The sequence below is a fragment of the Pseudomonas sp. AK106 genome (genome assembly GCF_053903055.1).
In genome coordinates this window covers 4275409-4301438 of the sequence record NZ_CP096426.1, presented here as the reverse complement: position 1 = coordinate 4301438, position 26030 = coordinate 4275409, and the positions used below count along the sequence as shown (strand labels likewise).

Sequence of the window (26030 nt, the reverse complement as noted above, 5' to 3'; positions counted from 1 at the left end):
TTGTCGGTTGCGGTGACTGGGAAATGACCCGGCATTGTACGGTGGTGGTATCGCTGAGTACAGGCCGGACGGGCGCCGCAAGGGGAGGGATTGTCAACCGTGCGCCCATGAAAAAGCCCGGCGCGAAGGCCGGGCTTTTCGATAACGAGTGTCAGACAGTGCGATTACAGGACCGAAATCGGGTAGTCGACGATCAGACGGAACTCGTTGATATCGCCTTCGCCCTGGTCAGTGTTGGCACGGTGGAATGCTTGACGGATGCGGAACGACAGGTCTTTGGCTGGGCCGGTCTGAACAACGTACTTGGCCTCAACGTTGGTCTCGTGGTGTTTGCCATCCTCACCGTACAGACCGGTGTAGGTGCTGTTCGACGGAGTGTGAGTCCCGTCGATGTCAGTACCTGTCACGTAGCGAGCCATGAAGCTCAAGCCTGGAACACCGTAAGTGGCCATGTTCAGGTCGTAGCGGGCTTGCCAGGATTTTTCACCCGGGCCGTTGAAGTCGGAGTATTGAATCGAGTTCGCCAGGAAGATCGAGTCGCCACCGCGGTTGTTGTCGCCGATACCGATGTAGTCGAACGGTGTATCACCGTTAACTTTCTGGAATGCCAGGGTCAGGGTATGAGCGGCCAGGAACGAGTAGGCTGCAGACAGGGAGAAAGTGTTGTTGCTAATGTCGCCTGCTTTCTTGCTGCCGGTGTCCTGGGTGTTGTAGTAGTTGAAGTCGAACGCCAGCGCCTGGTCGTCGGTCAACGGCAGTGCGTAGTTCACGTTGCCGTAGGACTGGTTCCACACGTCTTCCAGTTTGTTGTAGTAGAAACCAACGCCCAGGTTGTCAGTGATCGAGTACTTGCCCCCGCCATAAGTAGCGGACTTGGAGGTCACGCCAGCGTAGGTGGCCCAGATATCGCCGTTGTGGGTCATATCGTCCTGGCTGGTGCCCGAAGTGAAGCGACCGGCTTCTACGTCAAGACCTTTGATCTCGCTGCTCTGCAAGGTCACGCCAGTTGCTGTTTGCGGCAGCAGGCGGGAGCCGCCGACTGCGAAGACCGGGTTCTGCGGCTGCATGTCGCCGATCTTCAGTTCGGTCTTGGAGACGCGGAATTTAACAGCGCCACCGGCCTTGCCGAAGCTGTCTTCGTTTCGGCCCTGGCTGTCGGTGACCAGGTTGCCTGAACCAGAGTATTTGTCGGAGCCATCGAGCTTGAAGCCGGCGTAACCGAATGCGTCAATACCAACACCGATCATGCCTTGGGTGTAACCGGAGCTGTAGTTCGCCCAGAAACCTTGGGTCCAGTCCTTGTCGTCTACGGCGCCATCTTTTTTGTCGCGGTTGAAGTAGTAGTTACGAGCTTTGAGTTCCAGCGTGCTCCCCTCTACAAAACCAGTTGCTTCGGACTGATCGCTTACGAATGCCGCAGCCGATGCCAATTGGGTGCTGGCTGCAGTAACTGCCAGTGCGATTGCGCTCCACTTCATCACTCTCATCGTGACTTTGCTCCTTTGGTTTTTAAGAAGAGTACTGCCGTCCACCTGTTTTTTTATCTGGCCGGCTTCTTTCTTTTTGGTGTCGGCGAAATCTACAACACGCTGACATTATTGGCGATAGTGACAAACCTATCCTTTCAGTTTCTTTACGGCCTTGTCGCCGCCAGCTTTGTCCATGTCGCTACTGAACAGCTCCTGTTTATTCAACCGTGCGCTACCGGGTCACTGTGGACGCTGAATTCATTCATCACTCATCGAATCCAGCCGCTCCAGCTACCTTGTCAAACGACGCTGAGTCCGTTCGGGTCCGGCCTGTCTTTCGACGCGCTCGTCTTCAAGCTTGTGTGTGACAAAGCAACAACCGTGCACAAAATTTCGACGAACATGAAAAAAATGTCGAAAGCGGTGAGGAAACATTCGATGTGGCCCTTAACCCACTGAATTAAAACGATAAAAATATTTTAGATAGCCTGCTTTGTAACATCAGTTGCCTTGAGGATAACGCGGGCAAATGTCACTGGCGTTACCTGTTACCCCTCCGGAGTGGGTAAATCGCGGATAGCTGTCACATATTCGCGCCTCATCTGAGTCTTTTTGGTGCGTCGTCCGGCGAAGTTGCCTGCGTTTGGTTCTCTCGGATCGGAGTCGGCCTGGTCGCTGGCGTTATGCAGCTAGGGTCAGTGTGTAAAATTGAACGTGAGGCCCGAGTTCAAAGGGTTTTCCCGAAATCCGGTGCTTGATTTGCAGCAACACATTCGGGCCTTAATCTGCTTCATGAGCGTGCGCTGCGTTTTTTTATGCTCGCTTCTGGTGCGAGGCGGGCGCGTACTGCTCGCCGATCAACACCAGATCCGCAAAATGCCTTGAACCGCAGTGCCAGATGAATCACGCGGAGTTCACGAGTATCCTTCCGTCTCCCACGACCTCCATCGGGCCGGTGTCTTGGCTCGATAAATCTAATCGGCGATCAGGAGTATCAACGTGTTTGTTCTGGATCCGCGTTTGCTGCAAGACACACTGCCGATTGGCGATTTCCCGCTGTGCACGCTGCTGCTGTCCAATGATTCCAATTACCCATGGTTCATCCTGGTGCCAAAGCGTCCGGACATCAGTGAAGTGTTTCAGCTTTCAGAGACGGAGCAGGCCCAGTTGTGGAGGGAAACCACCTACCTCTCGGCCGTACTTGATCGTACTTTCAAGGCCGACAAAATGAACGTTGCAGCCTTGGGAAATATGGTCAATCAGCTGCATATGCACGTCATCGTTCGCCGGGTCGGCGACGCGGCGTGGCCTGCGCCGGTGTGGGGCAAGCACCCCGCCAAGCCTTACTCGGCGGAGGAGGTGGCCCGGATTACCACGCTACTGAAGTCGGAATTGACCGAAGCATTCACCTTTAAGGAGGACTGACCATGGAGCTCGAATCTCGGGTCATGGAGCTGGAAAGTCGACTGGCTTTTCAGGACGATACGATTCAGGCCCTCAACGACGTATTGGTTGCCCAGCAGCGCAGCCTTGATCGTCTGGAATTACAGATCGCCGCCCTGATCAAGCGTCAGGAGGAAATGGGCGGGCAGGGCGACGGCTTTGCTGAAGACTCGCGTCCCCCTCACTATTAAGGGAAAGGGCGCTAAGGGCAGGAATTTCAGCCAAAAAAAACCGCGCCTGTGAGCGCGGTTTTTTTTTTGCGGCGACGTTAACGGCGCGGGAGCGCAGCGATGACGTCTTCCGCTTGCAGGCCTTTGTCGCGGTTCATCACCGAAAACTCGACACGCTGGCCTTCGACCAGAACGCGGTGACCTTCACCGCGGATAGCGCGAAAGTGCACGAAGATATCATCGCCCGAATCACGGGAAATGAATCCGAAGCCTTTGGAGGTGTTGAACCACTTTACCGTGCCGGTATCGCGGTTGCCCAAGTCCTGGGACTGCGCGGCGGGCGCGGGAGAGGAGCGATAAAAGCTGACAGCCAGGTGCAATGCCACGGCAATCACGACAGCGAGCAGACTGACCAGAACGGCCGGTTGGCCGGCGATGGTTTCAAGTGGAACGACCAGCGTGAGGATTTGAAGCACGACGGCCAGGACGAGCAAGCCGCTGACCAGGTTTTGCAGTTGATGACGTGGACCTTTATTCCAGTAGGGGATCACTGGCGCGAGCACCAGGTTGATGAGGCCGAAGAGCGCCAGGTACAGCGCATCCGGTTGGGACAGGTAAGAAGACAGCGCTTCACTACGCAGGCTGGGGATGAAAGACAGCAGCAGGGCAGCTGCGCCCGTTAGCAGGTGGACTATTTTCAACATTTCGATGACTCACATTAAGATGGATCACAAGGAAATAGCGGGTGACCTTCGGTACGCTTCGGGAAAAAAGGGAGGCGTGATGCACGAGTGTCGGTCCTGCCTATGCACTGCCGCCGGACGGCACTTTGGTGGCAGCGCGTCTGTATTTAACAGCAAAGCCGAGAGCTACTCAAATCAAGCGCTTAGCGCCCGTGCAGGCGGATGATTGCCGCCGTATGCCGGTTTTTTTTGATTGCGATCAAAAGCTCGTTCCAGAGCGGCCGCCATAAACAAACCGTCACGCCGATCGTTGCTATTAAATGAAGCGGGTCTGACCGCGGTCGTGGTGGCCGAACTAATCCCGACAGATGGCTGCGCAGGGTCAATGGTCTTGATAGAGTGGTCGGCAGTCGTTTGAAAAAAACCATCATAGAAGAGGGCTGAACATGGCAATCGATATCGGCATCAGCGAAGAAGACCGCAAGTCCATCGTGGACGGTCTTTCCCGCCTGCTGGCAGACACCTACGTGTTGTATCTGAAAACCCATAACTTTCACTGGAACGTGACGGGCCCGGCTTTCCGTACGCTGCACCTGATGTTTGAAGAGCAATACAACGAACTGGCGCTGGCGGTGGATCAGATCGCTGAACGTATCCGCGCACTGGGATTCCCGGCCCCGGGTACCTATTCGACCTATGCACGTTTGTCGTCGATCAAGGAGGAAGAGGGCGTACCTGCGGCCGAGGACATGATTCGTTCGCTGGTTCAGGGGCAGGAAGCGGTCACCCGTACGGCACGGGGCATCTTTCCGTTGCTGGACAAAGTGAGCGACGAGCCAACGGCGGACTTGCTGACCCAGCGCATGCAAGTGCATGAGAAAACGGCCTGGATGCTGCGCTCGATGCTGGAAACCCAGTAATCAGACACGCAGTAAGCGACAACTGATCAACGAAACACAGGCGCGGGCAACGTAACGAGTGCCCGCTCCGCACTGCCGCTACCCGCCTCGCACGACTGTCCCCTCCTGATTCATCCTCTGTGTCAAATCCCTCCGCTCATCGCGCTCATCTGTAAAACGCATTCGCCGAGTTTGTCGAGTCGGGCTGACTGCAGTCGTCGGCTGAACGGGACGAAATAAATCGGCGAAAAATACATATCTAACACCCCGAGGGAGATAGGGTCTGGGCCGTTTGCCGCCTCTCGAAAATCACCCCTGCAGCGTGGCGATCTCCTACAGGTTCAGAGTGCTCCTTCTGCTGGTTGCGCCTTTTGGAATACGGCTTGATAGACACCTCTTTTCAACTGATTGCGAAGGTGCCGATGCCAAATCCGTAATCGCAACAAGGGGGACCTGCATGAACCTGAATACTGCCCGAGAGGGATGGGAGCCGACCCAGTGTCTGAACGCCCGGGGCGACCCTTTTATCGAAAATTTCAACATGAGCCTCGCCCAGCCGCACGCCAGATCGGTGAGGCTCAATGGGCTGGCCACGTGCCTGCGACTTGAGGAGGTGTACTGGAATATTCTGTCCGAAATGGCCCGATTCAACGATTGCTCCATCAATGCCGTGCTGTCCTACGTCGATCGCGAGGTTCACCTGCGTTACGGCGGCGTCAAGAACTTCAGCGGTCTGATCCGCGTCGTGTGCGTAGCGCACGTATTGAGTGCCGAGGGCTTGCGGTTGACGCCGTCCCCGACATGACCTGATTTCAGCGGGCCCGTTGCGGCGGGCCTGCATTCGCTGGCGGCACCGCGCCATCCACGCGCCGCGCCGACATCTTCTTGCCCGGTATCGGGCTGCGCGGCTGCACAGCGATGATTATCCCTATATAATCCCCCGCCTTACTGTGGAAGGCAGGAACTGACCGTCAGGTCGGACTGCATGCCAAAGCTTGCGCACCCTTGCACCGGCGACGGGCGAAAGCTCCATCGAATTCCGAATTACGAGAAGTGAACACACGATCATGATGCGCAGCCATTATTGCGGCCAACTGAACGAGAGCCTGGAAGGTCAGGAAATTACCCTTTGCGGATGGGTCCATCGCCGTCGCGACCACGGGGGGGTGATTTTCCTCGACATTCGCGATCGTGAAGGTCTGGCCCAAGTGGTTTTCGATCCGGATCGTGCTGACACCTTCGCCATCGCCGACCGTGTTCGCAGTGAATACGTGGTCAAGTTGACCGGTAAAGTGCGCGCGCGTCCTGCCGGCGCCGTCAACCCGAACATGGCGTCGGGCGCAATCGAAGTGCTGGGCTACGAGCTCGAAGTGCTCAACGAGTCGGAAACCCCGCCGTTCCCGCTCAATGAATACTCCGACGTCGGCGAAGAAACCCGCCTGCGTTATCGCTTCATCGACCTGCGTCGTCCGGAGATGGCTGAAAAGCTGCGTCTTCGCTCGCGTATTACCTCGAGCATCCGTGGCTTCCTGGACGGCAACGGCTTCCTGGATGTCGAGACGCCGATCCTCACCCGCGCCACGCCCGAAGGCGCCCGTGACTATCTGGTTCCAAGCCGCACCCATGCGGGCAGCTTCTTCGCCCTGCCGCAATCGCCTCAGCTGTTCAAACAACTGCTGATGGTTGCCGGTTTCGACCGTTACTACCAGATAGCCAAGTGCTTCCGCGACGAAGACCTGCGTGCCGATCGTCAGCCTGAGTTCACTCAGATCGACATCGAGACCAGCTTCCTCAACGAAGAGGACATCATGGGCATCACCGAGACCATGATCCGCAAGCTCTTCAAGGAAGTGCTGGATGTGGAGTTCGACGACTTCCCGCACATGACCTTCGAAGAAGCCATGCGCCGCTACGGCTCCGACAAGCCGGACCTGCGCAACCCGCTGGAGCTGGTTGACGTTGCCGATCAGCTTCAGGCTGTGGACTTCAAGGTGTTCAGCGGCCCTGCGAACGATCCGAAGTGCCGTGTCACGGCGCTGCGCGTTCCCGGCGGCGCGAGCATGCCGCGCAGCAAGATCGATGAGTACACCAAGTTCGTTGGCATCTACGGCGCCAAAGGTCTGGCCTACATCAAGGTCAACGAGCGCGCCAAGGGCGTCGAAGGCCTGCAGTCCCCGATCGTCAAGAACATCCCGGAAGCCAACCTCAACGTGATCCTTGATCGCGTGGGTGCAGTGGACGGCGACATCGTGTTCTTCGGCGCTGACAAGTTCAAAATCGTCAGCGAAGCACTGGGCGCTTTGCGCATCAAGCTGGGCCACGACCTGAACCTGCTCACCTGTGAGTGGGCACCGATGTGGGTCGTTGACTTCCCGATGTTCGAAGAGAACGACGACGGCAGCTTCTCCGCGCTGCACCACCCTTTCACCGCGCCGAAATGCTCCCCTGAAGAGCTCGAAGCCAACCCTGCGACGGCGCTGTCCCGCGCCTACGACATGGTGTTGAACGGCACTGAGCTGGGCGGCGGTTCGATCCGTATCCACCGCAAGGAAATGCAGCAGGCCGTGTTCCGTCTGTTGGGTATTTCCGAAGACGAACAGCAAGAGAAGTTCGGCTTCCTGCTCGATGCGCTGAAGTACGGCGCGCCGCCCCACGGTGGTCTGGCGTTCGGTCTGGATCGTCTGGTCATGCTGATGACCGGCGCTCAGTCCATTCGTGAAGTCATTGCCTTCCCGAAAACCCAGAGCGCTGCGGACGTGATGACCCAGGCGCCGGGCGTGGTTGATGCCAAGGCATTGCGTGAGCTGCACATCCGCCTGCGCGAGACGCCGAAGGCCGAGTAAGCCGTGTAGGCCTTGTAGAACATGGGGGGCTCGGCGGACCGACCATTCGGTCCGCCCTGATCCCCGCCCATTCCGGGCACAGATTCGAGTGAAGCGTCTGCGTGTGAGCGATCAAGCGCGGGCGTGCGTGTTTCAAGGTTTGGAGCGTGTTATGGCTGGTCATTCCAAGTGGGCGAACATCAAGCACCGCAAAGAGCGTCAGGATGCCAAGAAAGGCAAGATCTTCACCAAGTGGATCCGCGAGCTGACCGTCGCTGCCCGTCAGGGCGGTGGTGATCCGGCGTCGAACCCGCGTCTGCGTCTGGCGCAGGACAAGGCCCTCGGCGCGAACATGAGCCGCGATATCATCGACCGCGCCATCGCTCGTGGCGCCGGTGCGGCCGATGCCGATGACATGGTCGAACTGGGCTACGAAGGTTACGGCCCCGGTGGCGTCGCGGTCATGGTCGAAACCATGACCGATAACCGTAACCGGACTGCGGCTGCCGTACGCCATGCGTTCAGCAAATGCGGTGGCAACCTGGGGACTGACGGTTCAGTGTCCTATCTGTTCGAGCGCAAGGGGCAGATATCCTTTGCACCGGGCGTTGATGAAGACGCGCTGATTGAAGCTGCCATGGAAGCGGACGCTGACGACGTGGTGACCCACGAAGACGGCTCCATTGACGTGTTCACCTCGTTCTCCAGTTTCTACGCTGTGCGCAATGCGCTGGAAGCCGCTGGTTTCACGCCCGCCGATGCGGAAATCGTGATGCAGCCGACCACCAGTGCGGTGCTCGATCTGGACATGGCGGAGAAGGTCCTCAAGCTGATCGATATGCTGGAAGACCTGGACGATGTGCAGAACGTCTATTCCAATGCAGAAATCCCGGACGAGGTGCTGGAGCAGCTTGGCTGATCCTTCGCCCGCTCGGACTTGAGGCCGGAGCGCACGAAGCGTTGATGATCAACGCTATCGGCCTCCGGCTTCTGCCTTTATGCTGCGTCCAATTGTTCGCGTTACCTCTCAAGCTGCAGGCGTTATGACTCTTATTTTAGGTATCGACCCCGGTTCACGAATTACCGGGTTTGGCGTGGTGCGTGATACCGGGCGTGGCTGCGAGTACGTGGCCTCGGGTTGCATTCGTACGGGCACAGGCTTGCTTCATGAACGGCTGCAGATTGTGTACCGCGGCGTGCGCGAGGTCATTCAGACGTACGGCCCGGTGACCATGGGCATCGAAAAGGTGTTTATGGCGCGTAACCCCGACTCGGCCTTGAAGCTGGGTCAGGCCCGCGGTGCCGCTATTGTTGCGGGCGCCGAAGAGGGGCTGGAGATCGCCGAGTACACTGCGACCCAGGTCAAGCAGGCCGTCGCCGGAACAGGCGGTGCCAACAAGGATCAGGTGATGATGATGGTGATGCATCTGCTCAAGCTGACCACCAAGCCTCAGGTGGATGCTTCGGATGCATTGGCAATCGCCATGTGTCATGCACATACCCGATCCAGCCTCATCCCTCACGGCCTCAATACCGCGCGCAGTCGTGGCGGTCGTCTGCGGCTCTGATGGCATTATTTGCGTTAGCACGGCCCGTCGCAGCGACGGGCATCTGGAAAGGATTTGATTCGTGATTGGACGTCTACGCGGTACGTTGGTCGAGAAGCAGCCGCCGCATCTGGTACTGGATGTCAACGGCGTGGGTTATGAAGTCGAAGTGCCCATGACCACGCTTTATCGCCTGCCTCATCTGGGCGAAACCGTAACGCTGCACATCCATCTGGTGGTCCGCGAGGACGCGCACCTGTTGTTCGGGTTCTACGAGAAGCGTGACCGCGAGATGTTCCGCGAGCTGATTCGTCTGAACGGGGTCGGACCAAAGCTGGCGCTAGCCCTCATGTCGACGCTGGAAGTGGATGAGTTGGTGCGCTGTGTCCAGGCGCAGGACACCTCCGCGCTGACCCGCGTCCCGGGCGTTGGCAAGAAGACCGCCGAGCGTCTGTTGGTTGAACTGAAGGATCGCTTCAAGGCGTGGGATTCGCTGCCGGGCACCTTCGCCCTGGTATCGGACGGACCAGGCGCGCCGATGGCAGTGGCGACGGCGGAGTCGGATGCAGTCAGCGCCTTGATTTCCCTGGGCTACAAACCCCAGGAAGCGAGCAAGGCAGTGACCGCGATCAAGGACAAGAATCTCAGCAGCGAAGACCTCATTCGCCGCGCATTGAAGGGGATGCTGTAAGTGATAGATGCCGACCGTCTGATCGCCGCCACCGGGCGTGACCGTGACGAGCAACTGGACCGTGCCATCCGGCCGCTGAGCCTGGCCGACTACATTGGTCAGCCTACCGTGCGTGAGCAGATGGAGCTGTTCATCCAGGCGGCGCGCGGGCGCAGTGAAGCGCTGGACCACACGCTGATCTTCGGTCCGCCGGGCCTGGGTAAAACCACGCTGGCACACATCATCGCTCAGGAAATGGGCGTTTCGATCAAGAGCACTTCGGGGCCCGTGCTCGAGCGGCCGGGTGATCTTGCGGCGATTCTCACCAATCTTGAGCCGCACGACGTGCTGTTCATCGACGAAATCCACCGTCTGTCTCCCATTGTCGAGGAAGTGCTTTACCCGGCAATGGAAGATTTCCAGCTGGACATTATGATCGGTGAGGGCCCTGCGGCACGCTCCATCAAGCTCGACCTGCCGCCGTTCACGCTGGTGGGGGCGACCACCCGTGCGGGCATGCTGACCAATCCGCTGCGTGACCGCTTCGGTATCGTGCAGCGTCTTGAGTTCTATAGCACCGCGGATCTGGCCACAATCGTGTCGCGCTCGGCGAAAATTCTCGGGCTGTACATTGAGGACGAAGGCGCATTCGAGATTGCCCGCCGTGCACGGGGCACGCCACGGATCGCCAACCGGCTGCTGCGTCGGGTGCGGGATTTCGCCGAGGTGCGCGCCAAGGGCGAGATCACCAAGGCGATTGCGGACCTCGCACTGAACCTGCTGGACGTCGACGAACGTGGTTTCGATCATCAGGACCGGCGCTTGCTGCTGACGATGATCGAGAAGTTCGATGGCGGGCCGGTCGGGGTGGACAACCTTGCGGCGGCGATCAGCGAAGAACGACACACAATTGAAGACGTGCTGGAGCCCTATTTGATTCAGCAAGGCTATATGATGCGCACACCTCGCGGCCGCATGGTCACGCGGCATGCGTACCTGCACTTCGGTCTGAACATTCCCTCGCGGATGGGCGACCGGGCAGTGATGGATGAACCGGTCGAAGACCCTGACGAATAAATGCACAATTGACCGATTTATTCGGGTGATTGAGGGTCTGAAGGGCAGTCACCGCTAAGTGATGTGACGCGGGCAGTAAAAACGGTGAAAAACAGTTGCCTGGCCGGATTGGCAACCTGAGGAGTAAGCACTAGAGTATGCGCGCGCAAAACGGGGCTCAGTCGTTCGCACATCGTTGTCGCGTTTATTACGAGGACACCGATGCCGGCGGCATCGTTTACTACGTCAATTACCTGAAATTCATGGAGCGGGCTCGAACCGAGCGACTGCGGGAACTGGGCTTTGCCCAATCCGCAATGGCGGGTGTCGAGAACCTGTTGTTCGTCGTGCATTCAAGCGAGGCTCGATACCACAAGCCCGCGCGGCTGGACGACGAACTGCTGATCAGCGCCGAAGTAATCGAATTGAACCGCGCCAGCCTGCGCTTTGAGCAACAGGTCAGGCGGGCTGCGGATGATGTACTGCTCTGCGAAGGGCAGTTTTTGGTGGCGTGTGTGCGCGCCGACAGTTTGAAACCCCGGGCCATTCCCGAAGCTCTGCGCACGGCCTTTGCCGGGCAGGGCGGCGCGGGTACACATTCAGAGCAGGAGATACAGCGTGGAAGCTAACGTCGTCGACCATTCCTCCATGTGGAGTTTGGTCAGCAATGCCAGCGTGGTTGTACAGTTGGTGATGCTGATCCTGGTGGCCGCCTCGGTCACCTCGTGGATCATGATTTTTCAGCGCAGCGCCATGCTGCGCGCCGGTCGTCGCGCATTGGACAGCTTCGAGGAGCGCTTCTGGTCAGGTATCGATCTGTCCAAGCTCTACCGTCAGGCCGGCAGCAATCCGGACCCGGACTCCGGCGTAGAGCAGATCTTCCGCGCGGGCTTCAAGGAATTCTCCCGTCTGCGTCAGCAGGCTGGCGTCGATCCGGATGCCGTCATGGAAGGTGTTGCACGTGCCATGCGCGTCGCGATCTCCCGTGAAGAAGAGAAACTCGAGCAGAGCCTGCCCTTCCTGGCAACCGTGGGTTCCACCAGCCCGTACATCGGTCTGTTCGGTACCGTCTGGGGCATCATGAACTCCTTCCGCGGCCTCGCTACGGCGCAACAAGCCACTCTGGCCACGGTTGCACCGGGTATCGCCGAAGCGCTGATCGCCACTGCCATCGGCCTGTTCGCCGCGATTCCTGCGGTCATCGCTTACAACCGTTTCGCCGCTCGTGGCGAGAACCTGATCGGTCGTTACTACACATTCGCCGACGAGTTCCAGGCGATCCTGCACCGTAAAGTGCACACCAGCGAAGAATAAGCAGGTATTTCCCAATGGCTTTAATCGCTCGCGGCCGACGCAACAAGCGCAAGCCGGTCGCCGAAATGAACGTGGTGCCGTACATCGACGTGATGCTGGTGCTGCTGGTTATCTTCATGGTGACGGCTCCGATGATCAACCAGGGCGTGAAAGTTGATCTGCCCAAGGTCTCCAGCGAGGCTTTGCCGCAGGACAACAACAATCAGGTTCTGACGATCTCGATCAAGGCTGACAAGACCTATTACTGGAACCTTGGCAGCGAAGTCGACACCGACAAGCAAATGGACAAGGCAATGACCTTGCCGCAACTGACCAGCGCAGTGACCAAAATCATTGCAGCCGGCCGTGACGCGGGCAAGCAGACCCAAGTGTTCATCCGTGGCGACAAGACGGTCGACTACGGCGCTGTCATGGGCACGATGGGCGGGTTGCAGAAGGCCGGGGTCGGGAACGTTGGTTTGATTACCGAGGCCCCCTGATGCAGCCGATTCGAGAGCCGTCCGCCTCGGAAAGCTACTTCTGGCCGTCCGTCTGGGCGGTAGGACTGCACGTCCTGATTTTTGGTTTGTTGTTCGTCAGCTTCGCAATGACGCCCGAGCTTCCTGAAGCCAGGCCGATTGTTCAGGCCACGCTCTATCAGTTGAAATCAAAAAGTCAGGCAACCACCCAGACCAACCAGAAGCTTGCCGGTGAGGCGAAGAAGTCCGCTGCGCGACAAACCGAAGTCGAGCAGATGGAGCAGAAAAAAGTTGAGCAAGAGGCGGTGAAGGCGGCGGAACAAAAGAAAGCCGATGCCGCTCAAAAAGCCGAAGAACAAAAGGCCGAGGAAGCGAAAAAAGCTGACGACGCCAAGAAAGCCGATGACGCCAAGAAAGCTGCGGACGACGCCAAGAAGGCCGAAGCCAAAAAAGCGGATGACGCGAAGAAAACCGCTGAAGAGAAGCAATTGGCTGATATAGCCAAGAAGAAAGCCGAAGACGACGCGAAGAAGAAAGCCGAGGAAGACGCCAAGCGCGCGGCCGCCGAGGAAGCCAAGAAACAGGCTGCCGAGGACGCGAAGAAGCAGGCTGCAGACGACGCCAAGAAAAAGGCTGCCGAAGACGCGAAGAAAAAAGCGGCTGAGGACGCCAAGAAGAAGGCTGCGGAAGACGCGAAGAAGAAAGCCCAGGACGCGGCTCGCAAATCAGCGGAAGACAAGAAGGCGCAAGCACTGGCCGACCTGCTTTCCGACAAGCCGGAACGCCAACAGGCGCTGGCCGATGAGCGTGGCGACGAAGTGGCTGGCAGCTTCGATGATTTGATTCGCTCTCGGGCGGCTGAAGGTTGGGCACGTCCCCCTTCCGCGCGCAAGGGCATGACAGTCGTGCTGCAGATCAACATGTTGCCGGACGGCACCGTGACTTCTGTCAACGTGAGCAAGTCCAGCGGCGATGGTCCTTTCGACAGTTCAGCAGTAGCGGCGGTCAAGAACATTGGTCGTTTGACAGAGATGCAGGGAATGAAGCCTTCGGACTTCGCACCTTACCGTTCATTCAAGATGACATTCACACCTGAGGACCTAGCCTTGTGATTAACCTTCTTCGAGGAATGCTTGTCGTTCTGTGTTGCGCAGCGGGTTTCGCCGCTGCCGACGAAAAGAACATTCTGGTAACAAGCGGCAGTGACCGCGCTACGCCAATCGCGGTGGTGCCGTTCGGCTTGCAGGGCGGCAGTGTGCTGCCGGAAGACATGGCCAAGATCATTGGCAACGACCTTCAGAACTCGGGCTACTACTCGCCGATTCCAAAGGAAAACATGATCAGCCAGCCAAGCCAGGCCAGCGAAGTCATCTTCCGTGACTGGAAGGCGCTGGGTGCCCAGTACGTCATGGTCGGCAGTATTGTTCCATCGGGCGGTCGCTTGCAGGTCCAGTACGCGCTGTTCAATGTGGCCACCGAGCAGCAGGTCCTGACCGGCAACGTTTCGGGCACCGCAGACCAATTGCGTGACATGTCGCACTACATTGCCGACCAGTCATTCGAGAAGCTTACCGGCATCAAGGGTGCGTTTTCGACCCGCATGCTGTACGTGACTGCGGAACGTTTTTCGACTGACAACACGCGCTACACCCTGCAGCGTTCGGATTATGATGGCGCCCGTGCTGTCACGCTGTTGCAGTCCCGTGAGCCGATCCTGTCGCCTCGCTTTGCGCCCGACGGCAAGCGTATTGCCTATGTGTCGTTCGAACAGAAGCGCCCACGGATCTTCGTTCAGCACATCGACACCGGTCGTCGCGAGCAGATCACCAACTTCGAAGGCCTGAACGGCGCCCCTGCGTGGTCCCCGGATGGCACTAAGCTGGCCATGGTCTTGTCGAAAGATGGCAACCCGGAAATCTATGTGATGAATCTGGCGTCGCGTCAATTGTCGCGAGTGACCAACGATTCTTCCATTGATACAGAACCGTTCTTCGGTAAAGACGGCTCCACGCTTTATTTCACGTCTGACCGCGGCGGCAAGCCACAAATCTATAAAACCAATATTAATGGCGGAGGGGCAGAGCGCGTTACTTTCATCGGTAACTACAATGCCAACCCTAAGTTATCGGCGGATGAAAAGACTCTGGTGATGATTCATCGTCAAGATGGCTTCACTAACTTCAAGGTGGCAGCTCAGGATTTGCAGCGCGGTAGCGTAAAAATCCTCACAGACAGCAACCTTGATGAGTCGCCTACTGTTGCGCCTAACGGCACCATGGTAATCTACGCCACCCGCCAGCAGGGCCGGGGAGTCTTGATGCTCGTGTCCATTAATGGACGCGTAAGGCTCCCGCTTCCTACCGCTCAAGGCGAAGTCAGAGAACCTTCCTGGTCCCCTTACCTGAACTGACGCGGCGCTTTACGTTGTACTTAACACACTTGGGGTTCATTAGGAGTTTTACGATGGAAATGCTGAAGTTTGGTAAATTTGCTGCGCTGGCTCTGGCCATGGCTGTAGCTGTAGGTTGCTCGTCCAAAGGCGGCGACAATGCCGGTGCTGGCGGCGCTGCTGTTGATCCTAACGCTGGTTATGGCGCTAACTCTGGCGCTGTTGATGGCAGCCTGAGCGAAGAAGCTGCTCTGCGCGCTATCACCACTTTCTACTTCGAATACGACAGTTCCGACCTGAAGCCAGAAGCCATGCGCGCTCTGGACGTTCACGCCAAAGACCTGAAAGCCAACGGCGCTCGCGTAGTTCTGGAAGGCAACACCGACGAACGCGGTACTCGCGAATACAACTTGGCCCTGGGCGAGCGTCGTGCGAAAGCCGTTCAACGCTACCTGGTTCTGCAAGGCGTTTCGCCAGCTCAGCTGGAACTCGTTTCCTACGGTGAAGAGCGTCCAGTTGCTACCGGTAACGACGAGCAATCGTGGGCTCAAAACCGTCGCGTCGAACTGCGTAAGTAATTTGACATGCGAACGTGCCGACGTGCTTTAACCGTTTTGGCTCTCACCCTTCCTCTTGCAGCGATGGGTGCGGTTCCTGTGGTCGATGACAACTCTGGCTCTGCTGGTAGCAGTTATCCGCCATCGGGTTATGGCACGTCTGGCGCCTACGCCGGGGGTGCGGCTACGGCCGCGCCTTCGGCGCAAGGTCAGCTGTTCATGCAATTGCAGCAAATGCAGGACGAAATTTCGCGCTTGCGCGGAATAGTGGAAGTTCAGCAGAACGATATCCAGCAGATGAAGCAAGAAGCGCTGGATCGTTACAAAGATCTCGATTCCCGTATCGGAGCTGGAGGCGCATCTGCCCCATCAGCTACCAACAATTCAGCATCCGACGGTGGCAGCAATGCCGGCGGAGCACCCGCGTCATCAGCCGCTCAAGCGCCTCAGGCGAGCAGCGAGCCCGGTGACCCAGCGAAAGAAAAGCTTTATTACGACGCTGCTTTCGACCTGATCAAGGCGAAAGACTTCGACAAGGCCAGTCAGGCTTTCGGAGCGTTCCTGCGCAAATACCCGAACAGCCAGTACGCGGGCAATGCTCAATACTGGTTGGGCGAAGTCAATCTGGCCAAGGGTGACCTTCAAGGTGCCGGTCAGGCCTTCGCAAAGGTCAGTCAGCTTTACCCAAAGCACGCCAAAGTGCCTGATTCCCTGTACAAGCTGGCGGACGTTGAACGTCGACTGGGTCACACTGACAAAGTGAAGGGTATCCTTCAGCAAGTGGTTGCTCAATATCCGGGCACCTCAGCCGCTCAGCTGGCTCAGCGAGACCTGCAGCGTCTCTGATTGCTACTCAATCTGACCGCTGATTCAAGAAAGCCGCGCATTGCGCGGCTTTCTTCGTTAGAATTCCGCCCCCGAAATTCCGGTATTGATTACGCTTCTGTGGATTCTGCGTGCGCAGGGTGTACAGAAGTGCCTGACGGAGGCGGATGGCCTGTTTAGCCGTTACGCCCGTGGCCCCTATGCAAGACACATTACGCATCACCGAAGTTTTCTACTCTCTGCAGGGTGAAACGCGCACGGCAGGCTTGCCTACCGTTTTCGTGCGACTCACCGGCTGCCCATTGCGTTGCGGTTATTGCGATAGCGAATACGCCTTCACCGGCGGAACCATCCAGACCCTCGATTCACTGATGGAGCAGGTTGCCAGCTATCGCCCGCGCTACGTCTGCGTCACAGGCGGCGAGCCCCTTGCTCAGCCGAACGCTATTCCTTTGCTTCAGCGGCTGTGTGACGCGGGCTACGAGGTTTCTCTGGAAACCAGTGGCGCGCTGGACATTTCGAAAGTCGATCCCCGCGTGAGCCGCGTCGTCGACTTGAAGACCCCAGGTTCAAAAGAAGTGGCACGCAACCGATACGAAAATATTGACCTGCTCACGCCCAACGACCAGATCAAATTCGTGATTTGTTCGCGGGAAGATTACGACTGGGCCGTCTCCAAGATCATTCAGTACGGTCTGGACCGTCGCGCCGGCGAAGTGCTTTTTTCCCCTGTCCACCGCGATTTGAACGTCAGAGACCTGGCCGACTGGATCGTTGCCGACAACCTCCCGGTGCGTCTGCAATTGCAGTTGCATAAAATCCTCTGGAACGACGAGCCGGGGCGCTGAATGAGTGAGCAATCGATGACTGAGAAAAGAGCGGTAATCCTGCTGTCCGGCGGCCTGGATTCGGCCACCGTGGTGGCAATGGCCAAGGCCGATGGTTTTAGCTGCTACACCATGAGCTTCGACTACGGCCAGCGGCATCGCGCCGAGTTGCAGGCGGCGGAGCGGGTAGCGGCGGATATGGGCGTCGTTGAGCACAAGGTCATCGGCCTTAACCTCAACGGCATCGGCGGGTCTGCGCTGACTGACAGCAGCATCGCGGTGCCGGAGACGCCGGGCGAAGGCATACCGGTGACATACGTGCCGGCGCGCAATACCGTTTTCCTCTCTCTCGCGTTGGGCTGGGCCGAAGTGCTCGGCGCACGGGATATCTTCATCGGGGTCAACGCCGTGGATTACTCCGGCTACCCGGATTGCCGTCCGGAGTTTGTCGAGTCGTTCGAGCGCATGGCCAATCTCGCCACCAAGGCTGGCGTTGAAGGGCAGGGATTCAGGATACAGGCGCCGCTGCAGATGCTGAGCAAGGCCGATATCGTCAAAACCGGTACGCGTTTGGGTGTGGATTACGGGTTGACGGTTTCCTGCTATCAAGCCGACGAGCAGGGGCGTGCTTGCGGAAAATGCGACAGCTGCCGCTTGCGCGCTGAGGGCTTCGCGGCGGCGGGTGTGACGGACCCGACGCGTTATTTTTAAATTATTTTCGCTTGGGTGTTGAATTACTGTGAAATATCAGTAATATACGCGCCACAACGAAGCGGGTCGTTAGCTCAGTTGGTAGAGCAGTTGGCTTTTAACCAATTGGTCGTAGGTTCGAATCCCACACGACCCACCATTTCGAAAATCTGGAAGGCCCATGAAAATGCGGATTTCCAGATTTTTTTTTGCCTGTCTGAAAAGCAGTAGGGCGTGAGTAAAGCTGCGAACTGAGGCGATGCAACTGGGAACTGGGCACGACTATTCCCTCAGTTTCGCTGTGTGCCAGGCGACTGCAGCTTGTTGAAGTTGTCCACCTCCTTTCGCCCTGTGCATCCAATCACCTGATGCGCGCCGCATCTGACTGGCCGTCTACCGAAGCGCGATGTGATGCTTTTGTGGGTCACCCCTTCCAGCGACATCCGGATAGCTCAGCTGGCCTCGCTGGAAGTCGCAGACGTGCGGTATCCCATCGGAGCCATCAAGCCTGAGGTGTAGTCACGCGCAGACTTCACCACGGGCCGTCGGCCGCGCATTGTCTACCTGACCCCACCTACGATCCCTTCCTGCCTTGCTCCAACGATCGACCCAGTGAGAATTCGGCACGCCTTCGCGGTTGCGCTCTCATGGCGACATCAGTAATGATTGTTGGATCCAAGTGTGCGCAAGAATCGTAGTTGCCCCCTCAGCCTGCTTAAACGGCGGGCTTTGGCAGCATCTTCACATCCTCGAATTTCGCCCCGTCAATACGGGCCAACATCTCCTCGGACGACAAACCAGTACAGGGAACGACATCAATGCAATCTAATTTCAGCAAAGGCGTTATTTTCGCGCTCTCCGCTGCCGCACTGAACGCAACCATTGGGGTGCTCAGCAAGTTGCTCATGAGCAATGGCTTCACTTCCAGCAGCGTTGCCGTCATCAAAACGATAGTGGGGTGCATCCTGCTCTCGATCGTGCTGCTTTTTCTCAAGCGTCCGACCTCAGCCGCCAAATGGAGCCAGGCGGCGATCTGCGCGTTCCTTGGTATTTTCGTGCTGTTCCATTTCGAGACTTCCGCCTACCGGCATTACGCCGCCGCGGGTGTCGTCGTCGTACTCATGGCCAGTGCCTCAATTTCGTCGATCATTCTGGGGCGCCTGTTCCTGAAGGATCCCATCACTGCAAACGCAACCGTGGGTGCCGCACTTGCCATCTCAGGGATTGCAGTGATATTCGGCGCTGATTTGCAGCAGGGTTTCACTCTGGAAGGCGCAGCGCTGGCCTCCGTCGCAGGCTGTGGCTACGGAGCGTTTTCAGTTGTGATGAAAAAAATGGGTGTTTCAGGTGGCTTGCATTTCACTCGTCAACTGCTCTTCTTCGGCAGCCTGTACCTGCTGATGCCTGCCGCTGGCGATGGCTTCGTGATAGGCGAGCTGTCATCCATGGCGATTGCCGCACTGCTGGCGCTGGCCGCGCTGCCGACCATCCTTGGCTTTTTCTGCACGACCAAGGCGATCGAATACCTCAAGCCATCCCAGGTGCAAGCGCTTGAACTGACCGAACCGCTCTTCGCGGCACTGCTGGCATTTGTCGCCCTCAATGAAGTACCGCGCGAAAGCCTTTATCTGGGAGCGGCCCTGATCATCGCTGGTTTGTGTTTCTCCAACGAACTGATACGTCTGGGTCACAAAGCGTCGGCCCAGGCGGAGCGGGTCAGTCGCATTTAATGGGGATTCATTAGGGGCTGCGTTGCCGAATGCCTTGGGCTAAGCGCGTTATGTCACGGGGGCTTGGAGCGAGTCTTACGCCCGCTTGTCTCTAACAATGGGTCGTAGGTTCGAATCCCACACGACTCACCATTTGAAAATCTGGAAGGCCCATGAAAACGGGTTTTCCAGATTTTTTTGCCTGTCTGAAGGTAGGTGGTCGGGTTGAGTCAGTAAGTCAGAGCCTTCCAGCCCATCTCACGCCTTGCCTTGCGCACTGCCACTGCCTTGAGAAGACGCACCCGTATCGCTCCGGACGTTATACCGCTTGAGTGGCAACTGATCCGCTTTGGTTCCGTCATCCCACGCTATGGGGCCGAGCCCGTTTCTTTTGACGCGCGGTGTATGAGCGTTCGCTTAGATGAGGGAGAGCAGCGTTTCCAGCTGACCGCGTTCCCACGTGCTCAGCAGCTCAAGGGGATCAGTGCCGTAACGCTGGCGGGCGTCAAACATATAAGTCCGGCCTTCGGGGCTGAGGCAGCGGTCGCAGTGGTCCAGGGCGTTGTGCTCTTTGTAAAACGTGATCAGCCAGCCATCGGCATCGACGGTCATCAGTCCGCTGTCGGTCTGGACTTGAGCGTTGCCGTCCACCCGACGCATCACCCGAATGCCGAGGGCAATGTCACGCAGGACCTGACAGGTGTCACGCGCAGTAAGAGGCTCTGCTGACAAATGGCTTTCCTCGGATGGCTCAGTTTGAAGGGCGGTCGCATGAAAATGCCTACCCAAGGCATGCGCCTGTGGCATCGATTTGGTAGCCTCGCATCACTTTTTTGGAGAGATTTATGACCACAACCAGCCAATCCAGAATGGCGGCGCGGTACGGCGAACCCGATGCGTCTGCGCTCACCACCTGGAACGATACCATCGATCAATTGCTCGACCATCGCAGCGTTCGCGCTTTCAGCACCGAGCCTCTGCCGGATGGGCTGGTGGAAACACTGGTCGCTGCTGCGCAGTCTGCAGCCACCTCTTCAAACCTGCAGGTCTGGAGCGTGGTCGCGGTGCGGGACACGGATCGCAAGGCGCGCCTCTCGGCGCTGGCCGGCAACCAGGCTTACATCCGACAGGCGCCGCTGTTTCTGGTATGGCTTGCCGACCTTTCTCGCGTCTCCCGTGTAGCCGAGCAGCAGCACGCCGAACTGCACGCGCTTCCCTACCTCGAAAGCCTGTTGCTGGGCACGATAGATGCTTCGCTGGCGGCTCAAAACGCCGTTGTGGCACTCGAATCGTTGGGGCTTGGCAGCGTTTACATCGGCGCCATTCGCAATGACATCGAGGGGGTCGCCAAGGAGCTAGAACTGCCTCCACACGTTTACCCCGTATTTGGCCTCTGCGTCGGCTATCCCTCCAGCGAACTGCCCGCGAAGGTCAAACCGAGGCTTCCACAGGCCGCGGTGCTTCACCACGAAACCTACGCGGCGGAGCCAGAGCCGGCCGCAGTCGCCGCGTATGATCAGCGGTTGGGGGCTTTCTACCAGCGCGAGGGGATGAGGGCAAACGGTTGGTCTGAACAAGTCGTCAACCGACTTCGTGACACCTCCAACCTCCATGGCCGTGAACATTTGGTTGAGCAATTGATCCGGATGGGGTTTGGCCTTCGCTGACGACGGGGCTCCAGGATTCAGCGATGGGATGAGCGCGCCTTGATTGCGCATGACAGATGCAGGCCTCAGCATCAGTGCGGCGGGCAGGACGTCGTTTTGATCGTCGAAGCAATGAGGTCGCGCCGCCACAGGTGGGCGTCGACAGAACGCCGGAGATTATGAAATCCCGGCGCTCACGCTAAAGCCCCCTTCGCGGCGGGCGCCACGGCTTTCGCATCCATCGCACCGACGGCGATTGAAACTGAAGCAATCATGCGGGCTTAGGTTCGCCCCCCCCGACCAATCCCGCGGGTTGTCCTTCAAGTCAGATTTTCCACGGCCGATACAGAGGAAAGCTGCCGCGTATGCAGTCATGCGCTCAGCGATCCCTTCTAGTGAGCCGACGATGAACCCACTCAAACTCTTCAACCGATCCCGCGCGAACCGTCAGGAAGCGATCAGCATTAACTGCACCGCTGGTGAACTGGATCGTGCCTTGGCAGGCGTGCGTTCGGTTCCCGTTCTGGTGACGGGTTTCGTCTCTCCCCATCTGGACATCGATCAGGTCGCGGCGCGTATCAAGCAGCGCTTTCCCGGCAGCGCGCTGAGCCTGTGCACCACCTCCGGCGAGCTGTGCAACAGTGCGACCGGTTTGTATTGTGCGACGGGCGATCGCTGGGACCGCATCGTCTTGCAGCTTTTCGAAAAAAGCGTGATTGCCTCCGCTGAAGTGGTGATGGTGCCGCTGGAATGCGAAGACATCCGCAGCGGCGGCAAGCGCATGGAAATGCGTGAGCGTATTGAAAAACTGGTCAACAATATCAAGCGTGCCCAGGTCAGCACGGCCATCGACCACCGCGACACCCTGGCCTATGTGGTGTTCGACGGCTTGTCGGCGTCCGAATCGTTCTTCATGGAAGCGCTGTACGAGTCCGGTCGCTTCCCATGCCTTTTTGTCGGCGGTTCGGCTGGTGGCAAGTCGGATTTCAAGAAGACGCTGATCCACGACGGCCAGCGCAGCTATCAGAATCATGCGCAGATTGTCTTCATCAAGACCGCTGCCGACATACGGTTCGGCGTGTTCAAAAGTCAGAACTTCAAACCCGCCGGGCTGACCTTCAGTGTCCTGACTGCGTCGGTCGAAGACCGCACCATCGACCAGGTGATCGACAGCCAGGGCAACATCATGAGCATGGTCCAGGCCCTGTGTAACGCCTTCAGTTGCGACGCTCACGCCCTGGAAAAGAACCTCGCGGAGTACTCCTTCGCCATTCGCGTGGGCAGCGAACTGTTCGTGCGATCGATCGCGCGCATCGACCATGCACAGCAAATCATTCAGCTGTTCTGCGACGTGGCCCCCGGCGAGGAGCTGGTGATGGTCAAGCGCACCCCGTTGCGCGAAGCCACCCAGGTGGATTACGAGCAATTCCTGCGCGGCAAGGGCGGGCAGCCCGTGGCGGCGATCCTCAACGACTGCATCTTGCGTCGGGCCAACAACGGCAAGGACCTGGGCAGCATGACCGGATTGTTCGGTGACGTGCCGGTGGTGGGGTTCTCGACCTTCGGCGAAATTCTCGGCCTGAACCTGAACCAGACGCTCACGGCGATCTTTTTCTTCCGGGTGGCAAAAGGCGCGTCATTCACGGATGAGTACGTGGACAATTTCATCGCCCACTACGGAGAGTTCAAGGCGTTTTTCCTGCGCCGCCAGCTGAAAAAGATGGTGGGTTTGAACCACGTCATCGTGAAGCAGATCGAGGCGTTCAAGCTCAACGATTTCAACAATGCGCTGGACACTCGCGGGCTGGATACCAAAGTGCTGCCCGTGTTCGAGGGCCTGGCCGCACTGGGTAGGGTCCTTGCCCAGGCCGGTCAGCAGCAGGAAGAGATGTCCACGCAAATCAAGCACTATTCCGGCGAGCTGCACCTGTCCATGGACGATCTGGCCGGAACGATTGACCAGCAGAACACTGTCTCGACAAACGCCGGTAATACCGTGGTAGCGCTGGTCAGCCAGGCGGACGAAGCGGTGGTCGGCGCACGAGCCCTTGCGGAATCGAGCCTGCGGATCCAGTCCATCGTGCAGGTGATTCAGCAAATCGCCGGACAGACCAATCTGCTGGCGCTCAACGCCGCGATCGAGGCCGCGCGGGCAGGGGACCTGGGCCGAGGCTTCGCCGTGGTCGCCGACGAAGTGCGCAAGCTGGCGGAAATCACCCGCAAAAACGCAGCGGAGATTGGCGTCGACATCGACCTGCTCTCCAGCGAGATTCAGCGGGTGGCGCAGCAGATCGAGGACCAGTCCACCGGCGTCGGCGCGTTGCGCGAAATGCTCGATTCCCTGGAACACTCGAACCAGGCCACCGAAGGCACGGCGCGGCGTACTAAAGCCATCGCCGATACCTTGACCGGCTTGACCCACGCCAGACCATGACCCACGATGCCTGATTGTCGGCGATAAACGACAGCATGGATCACGAGTGAGTTATGGCGAAAAGACCGTCGATAGAGCAGCGCCGCGAGTTCGGCAATTTCCTGTCCAGCCGGCGGGCGCGCCTTGATCCGAAGGACTTCGGTCTGCCGGAGGGGCCCCGGCGCACGCCGGGATTGCGCCGCGAAGAAGTGGCGGCGCTCGCCGGGGTCAGCGTCAGTTGGTACACCTGGCTTGAGCAGGGCCGTGACATTCAGCCCTCGCCGGACGCGCTGGAACGGATATCCAAAGTCCTCAAGCTCGACCGTGTGGAGTCCGCGCACCTGTACGCGCTCTCCGCGCTGGAAGTGCCGGTTGCTGCGACCGGCGGCGGGGTGACGGCCGGGCTGGAAATGCTGGTGCGCGCGATCAACCCGATTCCGGCGTATGTGCGCAACGCCCGCCTCGACATCCTGGCGTGGAACGACGCCATCGCCGAGCTGTTCGTCGACTACGGTTCGTTGCAACCCCATGAGCGCAACACGCTGCGTCTGCTGTTTCTGTACATTCCTTACCGAACCATCATCCTGGATTGGGAGCAAATGGCGCGGGGCATGATCAGTGCGTTTCGGGCATCGCGCGCGTTGGCTCAGGACAAGGCACCGTTTGATAGCCTGATCGAAGAACTCTCGGCCGTGAGCCCCGAGTTCAAAGAGTGGTGGCAGGACACCGAGGTCAAAGGCTTCGAAGAGGGTCGCAAGCGCCTGCTGCACCCCATCAGCGGCCATATCGATTTCACCTACGTCGCATTGACGCCAGAAGGGCGGCCGGACCTGTCGCTGGTGACCTACATTCCCCGCCACACTGCCTATGACTCACGGTCATAGGATAACAACACGCCTTCCTGGCTATTTCGGGCTTGCCTAGAGTGACGGTCATCGCAGCGCACATGTGCTGCACCGACCGCCAACGAGGTAATCACGATGTCTGACCTGAGCCCGATCTCCACCGCAAACGTCGCCACATCACGCAACCCGGCCACCGGTGAGCTGATCGCCACTTATCTCTTCCAGACGCAGGCTGAAGTCGAGCAGTTGCTGGACGTGAACGCTGCGGCGTTTCGTCTGTGGCGCGCCACTCCAATGGCTGAGCGAGTGTCGGCTTACCGTCGTCTGGCAGCCATCCTCCGTGAGCGGTCGGAACCCTTCGCTGCGCTGATCACCGCTGAAATGGGCAAAACCCTGGCGGCGGCCCGTGGTGAAGTGGAGAAGTGCGCGGCCACGATCGAGTGGATTGCCGACAACGGCCCGGCGATTCTTGCCGATGAGCCGGTCAATGTAGACGGCGACGATGAAGTCCATGTGTCCTTCCTGCCGATCGGCACCGTGCTGGCGGTGATGCCCTGGAATTTCCCGCTGTGGCAGGTGATTCGTGCCTCCGGGCCGATCATGTTGTCGGGCAATGGCTTCATGCTCAAGCACGCGCCGAACGTCATGGGCTCGGCTTACGCGCTGCAAGAAGCCTACGAGGCGGCGGGCTTTCCAAAAGGGCTGTTCACCAACCTTATTGCCGACAACGACACCGTGGCCCGCACCATTGAAGACCCGCGCATCGCTGCAGTGACGCTGACGGGAAGCATGCGCGCAGGTTCTGCCGTCGCCGCCACCGCAGGCAAGGCACTCAAGAAGAGCCTGCTGGAGCTGGGCGGTTCGGACGCCTTTATTGTGCTGGCCGACGCGAACATCGACCTTGCGGTGAAAGCCGCCGTCGAAGCGCGTTTCCAGAACGCCGGCCAAGTCTGTCTCGCGGCCAAGCGCTTCATTCTCGAGGCGCCGATCGCCGAGCAATTCACCCGTCAATTCGTTGCGGCGGTCGAACAACTGAAAGTGGGCGATCCGTTGGACAGCGCCATCAATGTCGGCCCGATGGCTCGGGCTGATCTGCGCGATGAGCTGGATGGTCAGGTTCAACGCACTGTTGCAGCCGGCGCGACGTTGCTGCTGGGCGGGAAGAAAATCGACGGCCCCGGCAACTTCTACGCGCCTACCGTGCTGGCCGATGTGAAGCCAGGCATGGCCGCATTTGATGAAGAAACCTTCGGGCCGGTGGCCGCGATCACCATCGCCGCCAACGCCGAAGACGCTATCCTGCTGGCGAACACCAGTGACTACGGACTGGGCGGCAGCCTGTGGACCCAGGACATTCCGCGCGCGCAACGCATCGCCCGGCGTCTGGAAACCGGCGGCGTGTTCATCAATGGGTTTCCGGCCACTAACGCGCGCATCCCGGTGGGAGGCGTCAAAAAGAGTGGCTACGGTCGCGAGCTGTCCCACTTCGGGTTGCGCGAGTTCACCAACGCCCAGGCGGTGTGGGCCAAAAGCGTTGACTGAGAGTCAGTGAGCAGTACCCGCATGGGAGAAGCTGTGTCACCGCCCATGCTGCAAAA

General features: G+C 58.6%; 26 protein-coding genes, 1 tRNA gene and 1 pseudogene. 24 read left to right on the top strand and 4 right to left on the bottom strand.

The features are described from left to right. Positions 1-164 precede the first annotated feature (164 nt). Positions 165-1487, bottom strand: a complete 1323-nt coding sequence (locus M1E04_RS18985) for an OprD family porin (protein WP_192132117.1) — start codon at positions 1485-1487, stop codon at positions 165-167. Positions 1488-2468: 981 nt separating this feature from the next. On the opposite strand from M1E04_RS18985, the gene M1E04_RS18980 reads away from it, so the two are divergent. After that, complete coding sequence (locus M1E04_RS18980) at positions 2469-2894, top strand: HIT domain-containing protein (RefSeq protein WP_456291865.1); 426 nt, start codon at positions 2469-2471, stop codon at positions 2892-2894. 2 nt (positions 2895-2896) lie between these two features. Then, a complete protein-coding gene (locus M1E04_RS18975) occupies positions 2897-3103 on the top strand; it encodes a SlyX family protein (protein ID WP_065989748.1) in 207 nt (68 codons plus the stop codon). Between the two features lie 77 nt (positions 3104-3180). Here M1E04_RS18975 and M1E04_RS18970 read toward each other — a convergent pair whose 3' ends face one another. Together M1E04_RS18970 and M1E04_RS18965 are read right to left on the bottom strand one after the other, a co-directional pair. After that, complete coding sequence (locus tag M1E04_RS18970; protein WP_004667445.1) at positions 3181-3402, bottom strand: cold shock domain-containing protein; 222 nt, start codon at positions 3400-3402, stop codon at positions 3181-3183. Positions 3403-3510: 108 nt separating this feature from the next. Continuing rightward, positions 3511-3786: pseudogene (locus tag M1E04_RS18965) on the bottom strand (cold shock domain-containing protein membrane protein); the annotation flags it as partial. A 425-nt stretch (positions 3787-4211) separates the two neighbouring features. Between M1E04_RS18965 and M1E04_RS18960 the strand changes: the two are divergent. From M1E04_RS18960 to M1E04_RS18875, 18 genes are all read left to right on the top strand, one after another. Next, positions 4212-4685: a Dps family protein gene (locus M1E04_RS18960; RefSeq protein WP_037014103.1), complete on the top strand. Its 474-nt coding sequence runs from the start codon at positions 4212-4214 to the stop codon at positions 4683-4685. A 436-nt stretch (positions 4686-5121) separates the two neighbouring features. After that, complete coding sequence (locus M1E04_RS18955) at positions 5122-5469, top strand: ribbon-helix-helix domain-containing protein (RefSeq protein WP_065989744.1); 348 nt, start codon at positions 5122-5124, stop codon at positions 5467-5469. A gap of 262 nt (positions 5470-5731) precedes the next feature. After that, entirely contained in the window at positions 5732-7507 is a 1776-nt protein-coding gene (aspS, locus tag M1E04_RS18950; RefSeq protein ID WP_065989742.1) for an aspartate--tRNA ligase, read from the top strand. Between the two features lie 151 nt (positions 7508-7658). Continuing rightward, positions 7659-8405 carry a YebC/PmpR family DNA-binding transcriptional regulator gene (locus M1E04_RS18945; RefSeq protein ID WP_065989740.1) on the top strand — a complete coding sequence of 249 codons (747 nt, stop codon included), beginning with the start codon at positions 7659-7661 and terminating at the stop codon, positions 8403-8405. Positions 8406-8529: 124 nt separating this feature from the next. Further along, positions 8530-9054, top strand: coding sequence for a crossover junction endodeoxyribonuclease RuvC (gene ruvC / locus M1E04_RS18940; RefSeq protein ID WP_065989739.1), 525 nt, complete (start codon positions 8530-8532; stop codon positions 9052-9054). 61 nt (positions 9055-9115) lie between these two features. Then, complete coding sequence (gene ruvA, locus M1E04_RS18935) at positions 9116-9724, top strand: Holliday junction branch migration protein RuvA (protein ID WP_065989737.1); 609 nt, start codon at positions 9116-9118, stop codon at positions 9722-9724. Next, positions 9725-10780: a Holliday junction branch migration DNA helicase RuvB gene (gene ruvB / locus M1E04_RS18930; RefSeq protein WP_065989736.1), complete on the top strand. Its 1056-nt coding sequence runs from the start codon at positions 9725-9727 to the stop codon at positions 10778-10780. Positions 10781-10917: 137 nt separating this feature from the next. Continuing rightward, positions 10918-11388, top strand: a complete 471-nt coding sequence (gene ybgC, locus M1E04_RS18925) for a tol-pal system-associated acyl-CoA thioesterase (protein WP_456291864.1) — start codon at positions 10918-10920, stop codon at positions 11386-11388. After that, on the top strand, positions 11378-12073 hold the full coding sequence (gene tolQ, locus M1E04_RS18920) for a protein TolQ (RefSeq protein ID WP_037014076.1): 696 nt from the start codon (positions 11378-11380) through the stop codon (positions 12071-12073). Before ybgC ends, tolQ begins: the two co-directional genes overlap by 11 nt. Before the next feature lie 14 nt (positions 12074-12087). Then, the gene (tolR, locus tag M1E04_RS18915; RefSeq protein ID WP_037014073.1) at positions 12088-12552 is read left to right on the top strand and encodes a protein TolR; all 465 of its coding nucleotides are present in this window, start codon (positions 12088-12090) and stop codon (positions 12550-12552) included. Further along, the gene (gene tolA / locus M1E04_RS18910) at positions 12552-13643 is read left to right on the top strand and encodes a cell envelope integrity protein TolA (protein WP_065989723.1); all 1092 of its coding nucleotides are present in this window, start codon (positions 12552-12554) and stop codon (positions 13641-13643) included. Before tolR ends, tolA begins: the two co-directional genes overlap by 1 nt. A 17-nt stretch (positions 13644-13660) precedes the next feature. After that, positions 13661-14941 (top strand): Tol-Pal system beta propeller repeat protein TolB, encoded by a 1281-nt coding sequence (tolB, locus tag M1E04_RS18905; protein WP_205902582.1) that lies wholly within the window; start codon positions 13661-13663, stop codon positions 14939-14941. Positions 14942-14994: 53 nt separating this feature from the next. Continuing rightward, positions 14995-15498, top strand: coding sequence for a peptidoglycan-associated lipoprotein Pal (pal, locus tag M1E04_RS18900; RefSeq protein ID WP_065989719.1), 504 nt, complete (start codon positions 14995-14997; stop codon positions 15496-15498). Between the two features lie 6 nt (positions 15499-15504). Continuing rightward, positions 15505-16323: a tol-pal system protein YbgF gene (gene ybgF, locus M1E04_RS18895; protein WP_296306192.1), complete on the top strand. Its 819-nt coding sequence runs from the start codon at positions 15505-15507 to the stop codon at positions 16321-16323. A gap of 179 nt (positions 16324-16502) precedes the next feature. Then, positions 16503-17150 carry a 7-carboxy-7-deazaguanine synthase QueE gene (queE, locus tag M1E04_RS18890; RefSeq protein WP_065989715.1) on the top strand — a complete coding sequence of 216 codons (648 nt, stop codon included), beginning with the start codon at positions 16503-16505 and terminating at the stop codon, positions 17148-17150. 15 nt (positions 17151-17165) lie between these two features. Continuing rightward, the gene (gene queC / locus M1E04_RS18885; RefSeq protein WP_167355802.1) at positions 17166-17840 is read left to right on the top strand and encodes a 7-cyano-7-deazaguanine synthase QueC; all 675 of its coding nucleotides are present in this window, start codon (positions 17166-17168) and stop codon (positions 17838-17840) included. 63 nt (positions 17841-17903) lie between these two features. Continuing rightward, a tRNA-Lys gene (locus M1E04_RS18880) sits at positions 17904-17979 on the top strand. A 658-nt stretch (positions 17980-18637) separates the two neighbouring features. Beyond that, the gene (locus M1E04_RS18875) at positions 18638-19549 is read left to right on the top strand and encodes a DMT family transporter (protein WP_192132114.1); all 912 of its coding nucleotides are present in this window, start codon (positions 18638-18640) and stop codon (positions 19547-19549) included. A 396-nt stretch (positions 19550-19945) separates the two neighbouring features. Here M1E04_RS18875 and M1E04_RS18870 read toward each other — a convergent pair whose 3' ends face one another. Continuing rightward, positions 19946-20260, bottom strand: coding sequence for a DUF7693 family protein (locus M1E04_RS18870; protein ID WP_192132112.1), 315 nt, complete (start codon positions 20258-20260; stop codon positions 19946-19948). A 113-nt stretch (positions 20261-20373) separates the two neighbouring features. Here M1E04_RS18870 and M1E04_RS18865 point away from each other — a divergent pair, with 113 nt between their 5' ends. The 4 genes from M1E04_RS18865 to M1E04_RS18850 all read left to right on the top strand — a co-directional run bounded on the left by M1E04_RS18865 (position 20374) and on the right by M1E04_RS18850 (position 25974). Then, positions 20374-21195, top strand: a complete 822-nt coding sequence (locus M1E04_RS18865) for an NADPH-dependent oxidoreductase (protein WP_192132110.1) — start codon at positions 20374-20376, stop codon at positions 21193-21195. Positions 21196-21580: 385 nt separating this feature from the next. Further along, positions 21581-23608 carry an FIST N-terminal domain-containing protein gene (locus M1E04_RS18860; protein ID WP_065986019.1) on the top strand — a complete coding sequence of 676 codons (2028 nt, stop codon included), beginning with the start codon at positions 21581-21583 and terminating at the stop codon, positions 23606-23608. 53 nt (positions 23609-23661) lie between these two features. Further along, positions 23662-24471, top strand: a complete 810-nt coding sequence (locus M1E04_RS18855) for a helix-turn-helix transcriptional regulator (protein WP_192132108.1) — start codon at positions 23662-23664, stop codon at positions 24469-24471. A gap of 105 nt (positions 24472-24576) precedes the next feature. Beyond that, entirely contained in the window at positions 24577-25974 is a 1398-nt protein-coding gene (locus M1E04_RS18850; protein WP_197985948.1) for an NAD-dependent succinate-semialdehyde dehydrogenase, read from the top strand. Positions 25975-26030 lie beyond the last annotated feature (56 nt).

Bases quoted from the DNA above. Each gene is read 5' to 3' on its own strand.
- M1E04_RS18865 (WP_192132110.1), top strand. From the start codon at position 20,374: ATGACCACAACCAGCCAATCCAGAATGGCGGCGCGGTACGGCGAACCC.
- M1E04_RS18855 (WP_192132108.1), top strand. From the start codon at position 23,662: ATGGCGAAAAGACCGTCGATAGAGCAGCGCCGCGAGTTCGGCAATTTC.
- aspS (WP_065989742.1), top strand. From the start codon at position 5,732: ATGATGCGCAGCCATTATTGCGGCCAACTGAACGAGAGCCTGGAAGGT.
- queE (WP_065989715.1), top strand. From the start codon at position 16,503: ATGCAAGACACATTACGCATCACCGAAGTTTTCTACTCTCTGCAGGGT.
- queC (WP_167355802.1), top strand. From the start codon at position 17,166: ATGACTGAGAAAAGAGCGGTAATCCTGCTGTCCGGCGGCCTGGATTCG.
- M1E04_RS18875 (WP_192132114.1), top strand. From the start codon at position 18,638: ATGCAATCTAATTTCAGCAAAGGCGTTATTTTCGCGCTCTCCGCTGCC.
- M1E04_RS18860 (WP_065986019.1), top strand. From the start codon at position 21,581: ATGAACCCACTCAAACTCTTCAACCGATCCCGCGCGAACCGTCAGGAA.
- pal (WP_065989719.1), top strand. From the start codon at position 14,995: ATGGAAATGCTGAAGTTTGGTAAATTTGCTGCGCTGGCTCTGGCCATG.
- M1E04_RS18960 (WP_037014103.1), top strand. From the start codon at position 4,212: ATGGCAATCGATATCGGCATCAGCGAAGAAGACCGCAAGTCCATCGTG.
- tolR (WP_037014073.1), top strand. From the start codon at position 12,088: ATGGCTTTAATCGCTCGCGGCCGACGCAACAAGCGCAAGCCGGTCGCC.
- ybgF (WP_296306192.1), top strand. From the start codon at position 15,505: ATGCGAACGTGCCGACGTGCTTTAACCGTTTTGGCTCTCACCCTTCCT.
- M1E04_RS18945 (WP_065989740.1), top strand. From the start codon at position 7,659: ATGGCTGGTCATTCCAAGTGGGCGAACATCAAGCACCGCAAAGAGCGT.
- ruvC (WP_065989739.1), top strand. From the start codon at position 8,530: ATGACTCTTATTTTAGGTATCGACCCCGGTTCACGAATTACCGGGTTT.
- tolB (WP_205902582.1), top strand. From the start codon at position 13,661: ATGCTTGTCGTTCTGTGTTGCGCAGCGGGTTTCGCCGCTGCCGACGAA.
- M1E04_RS18955 (WP_065989744.1), top strand. From the start codon at position 5,122: ATGAACCTGAATACTGCCCGAGAGGGATGGGAGCCGACCCAGTGTCTG.
- M1E04_RS18985 (WP_192132117.1), bottom strand. From the start codon at position 1,487: ATGAGAGTGATGAAGTGGAGCGCAATCGCACTGGCAGTTACTGCAGCC.
- M1E04_RS18975 (WP_065989748.1), top strand. From the start codon at position 2,897: ATGGAGCTCGAATCTCGGGTCATGGAGCTGGAAAGTCGACTGGCTTTT.
- tolA (WP_065989723.1), top strand. From the start codon at position 12,552: ATGCAGCCGATTCGAGAGCCGTCCGCCTCGGAAAGCTACTTCTGGCCG.
- ybgC (WP_456291864.1), top strand. From the start codon at position 10,918: ATGCGCGCGCAAAACGGGGCTCAGTCGTTCGCACATCGTTGTCGCGTT.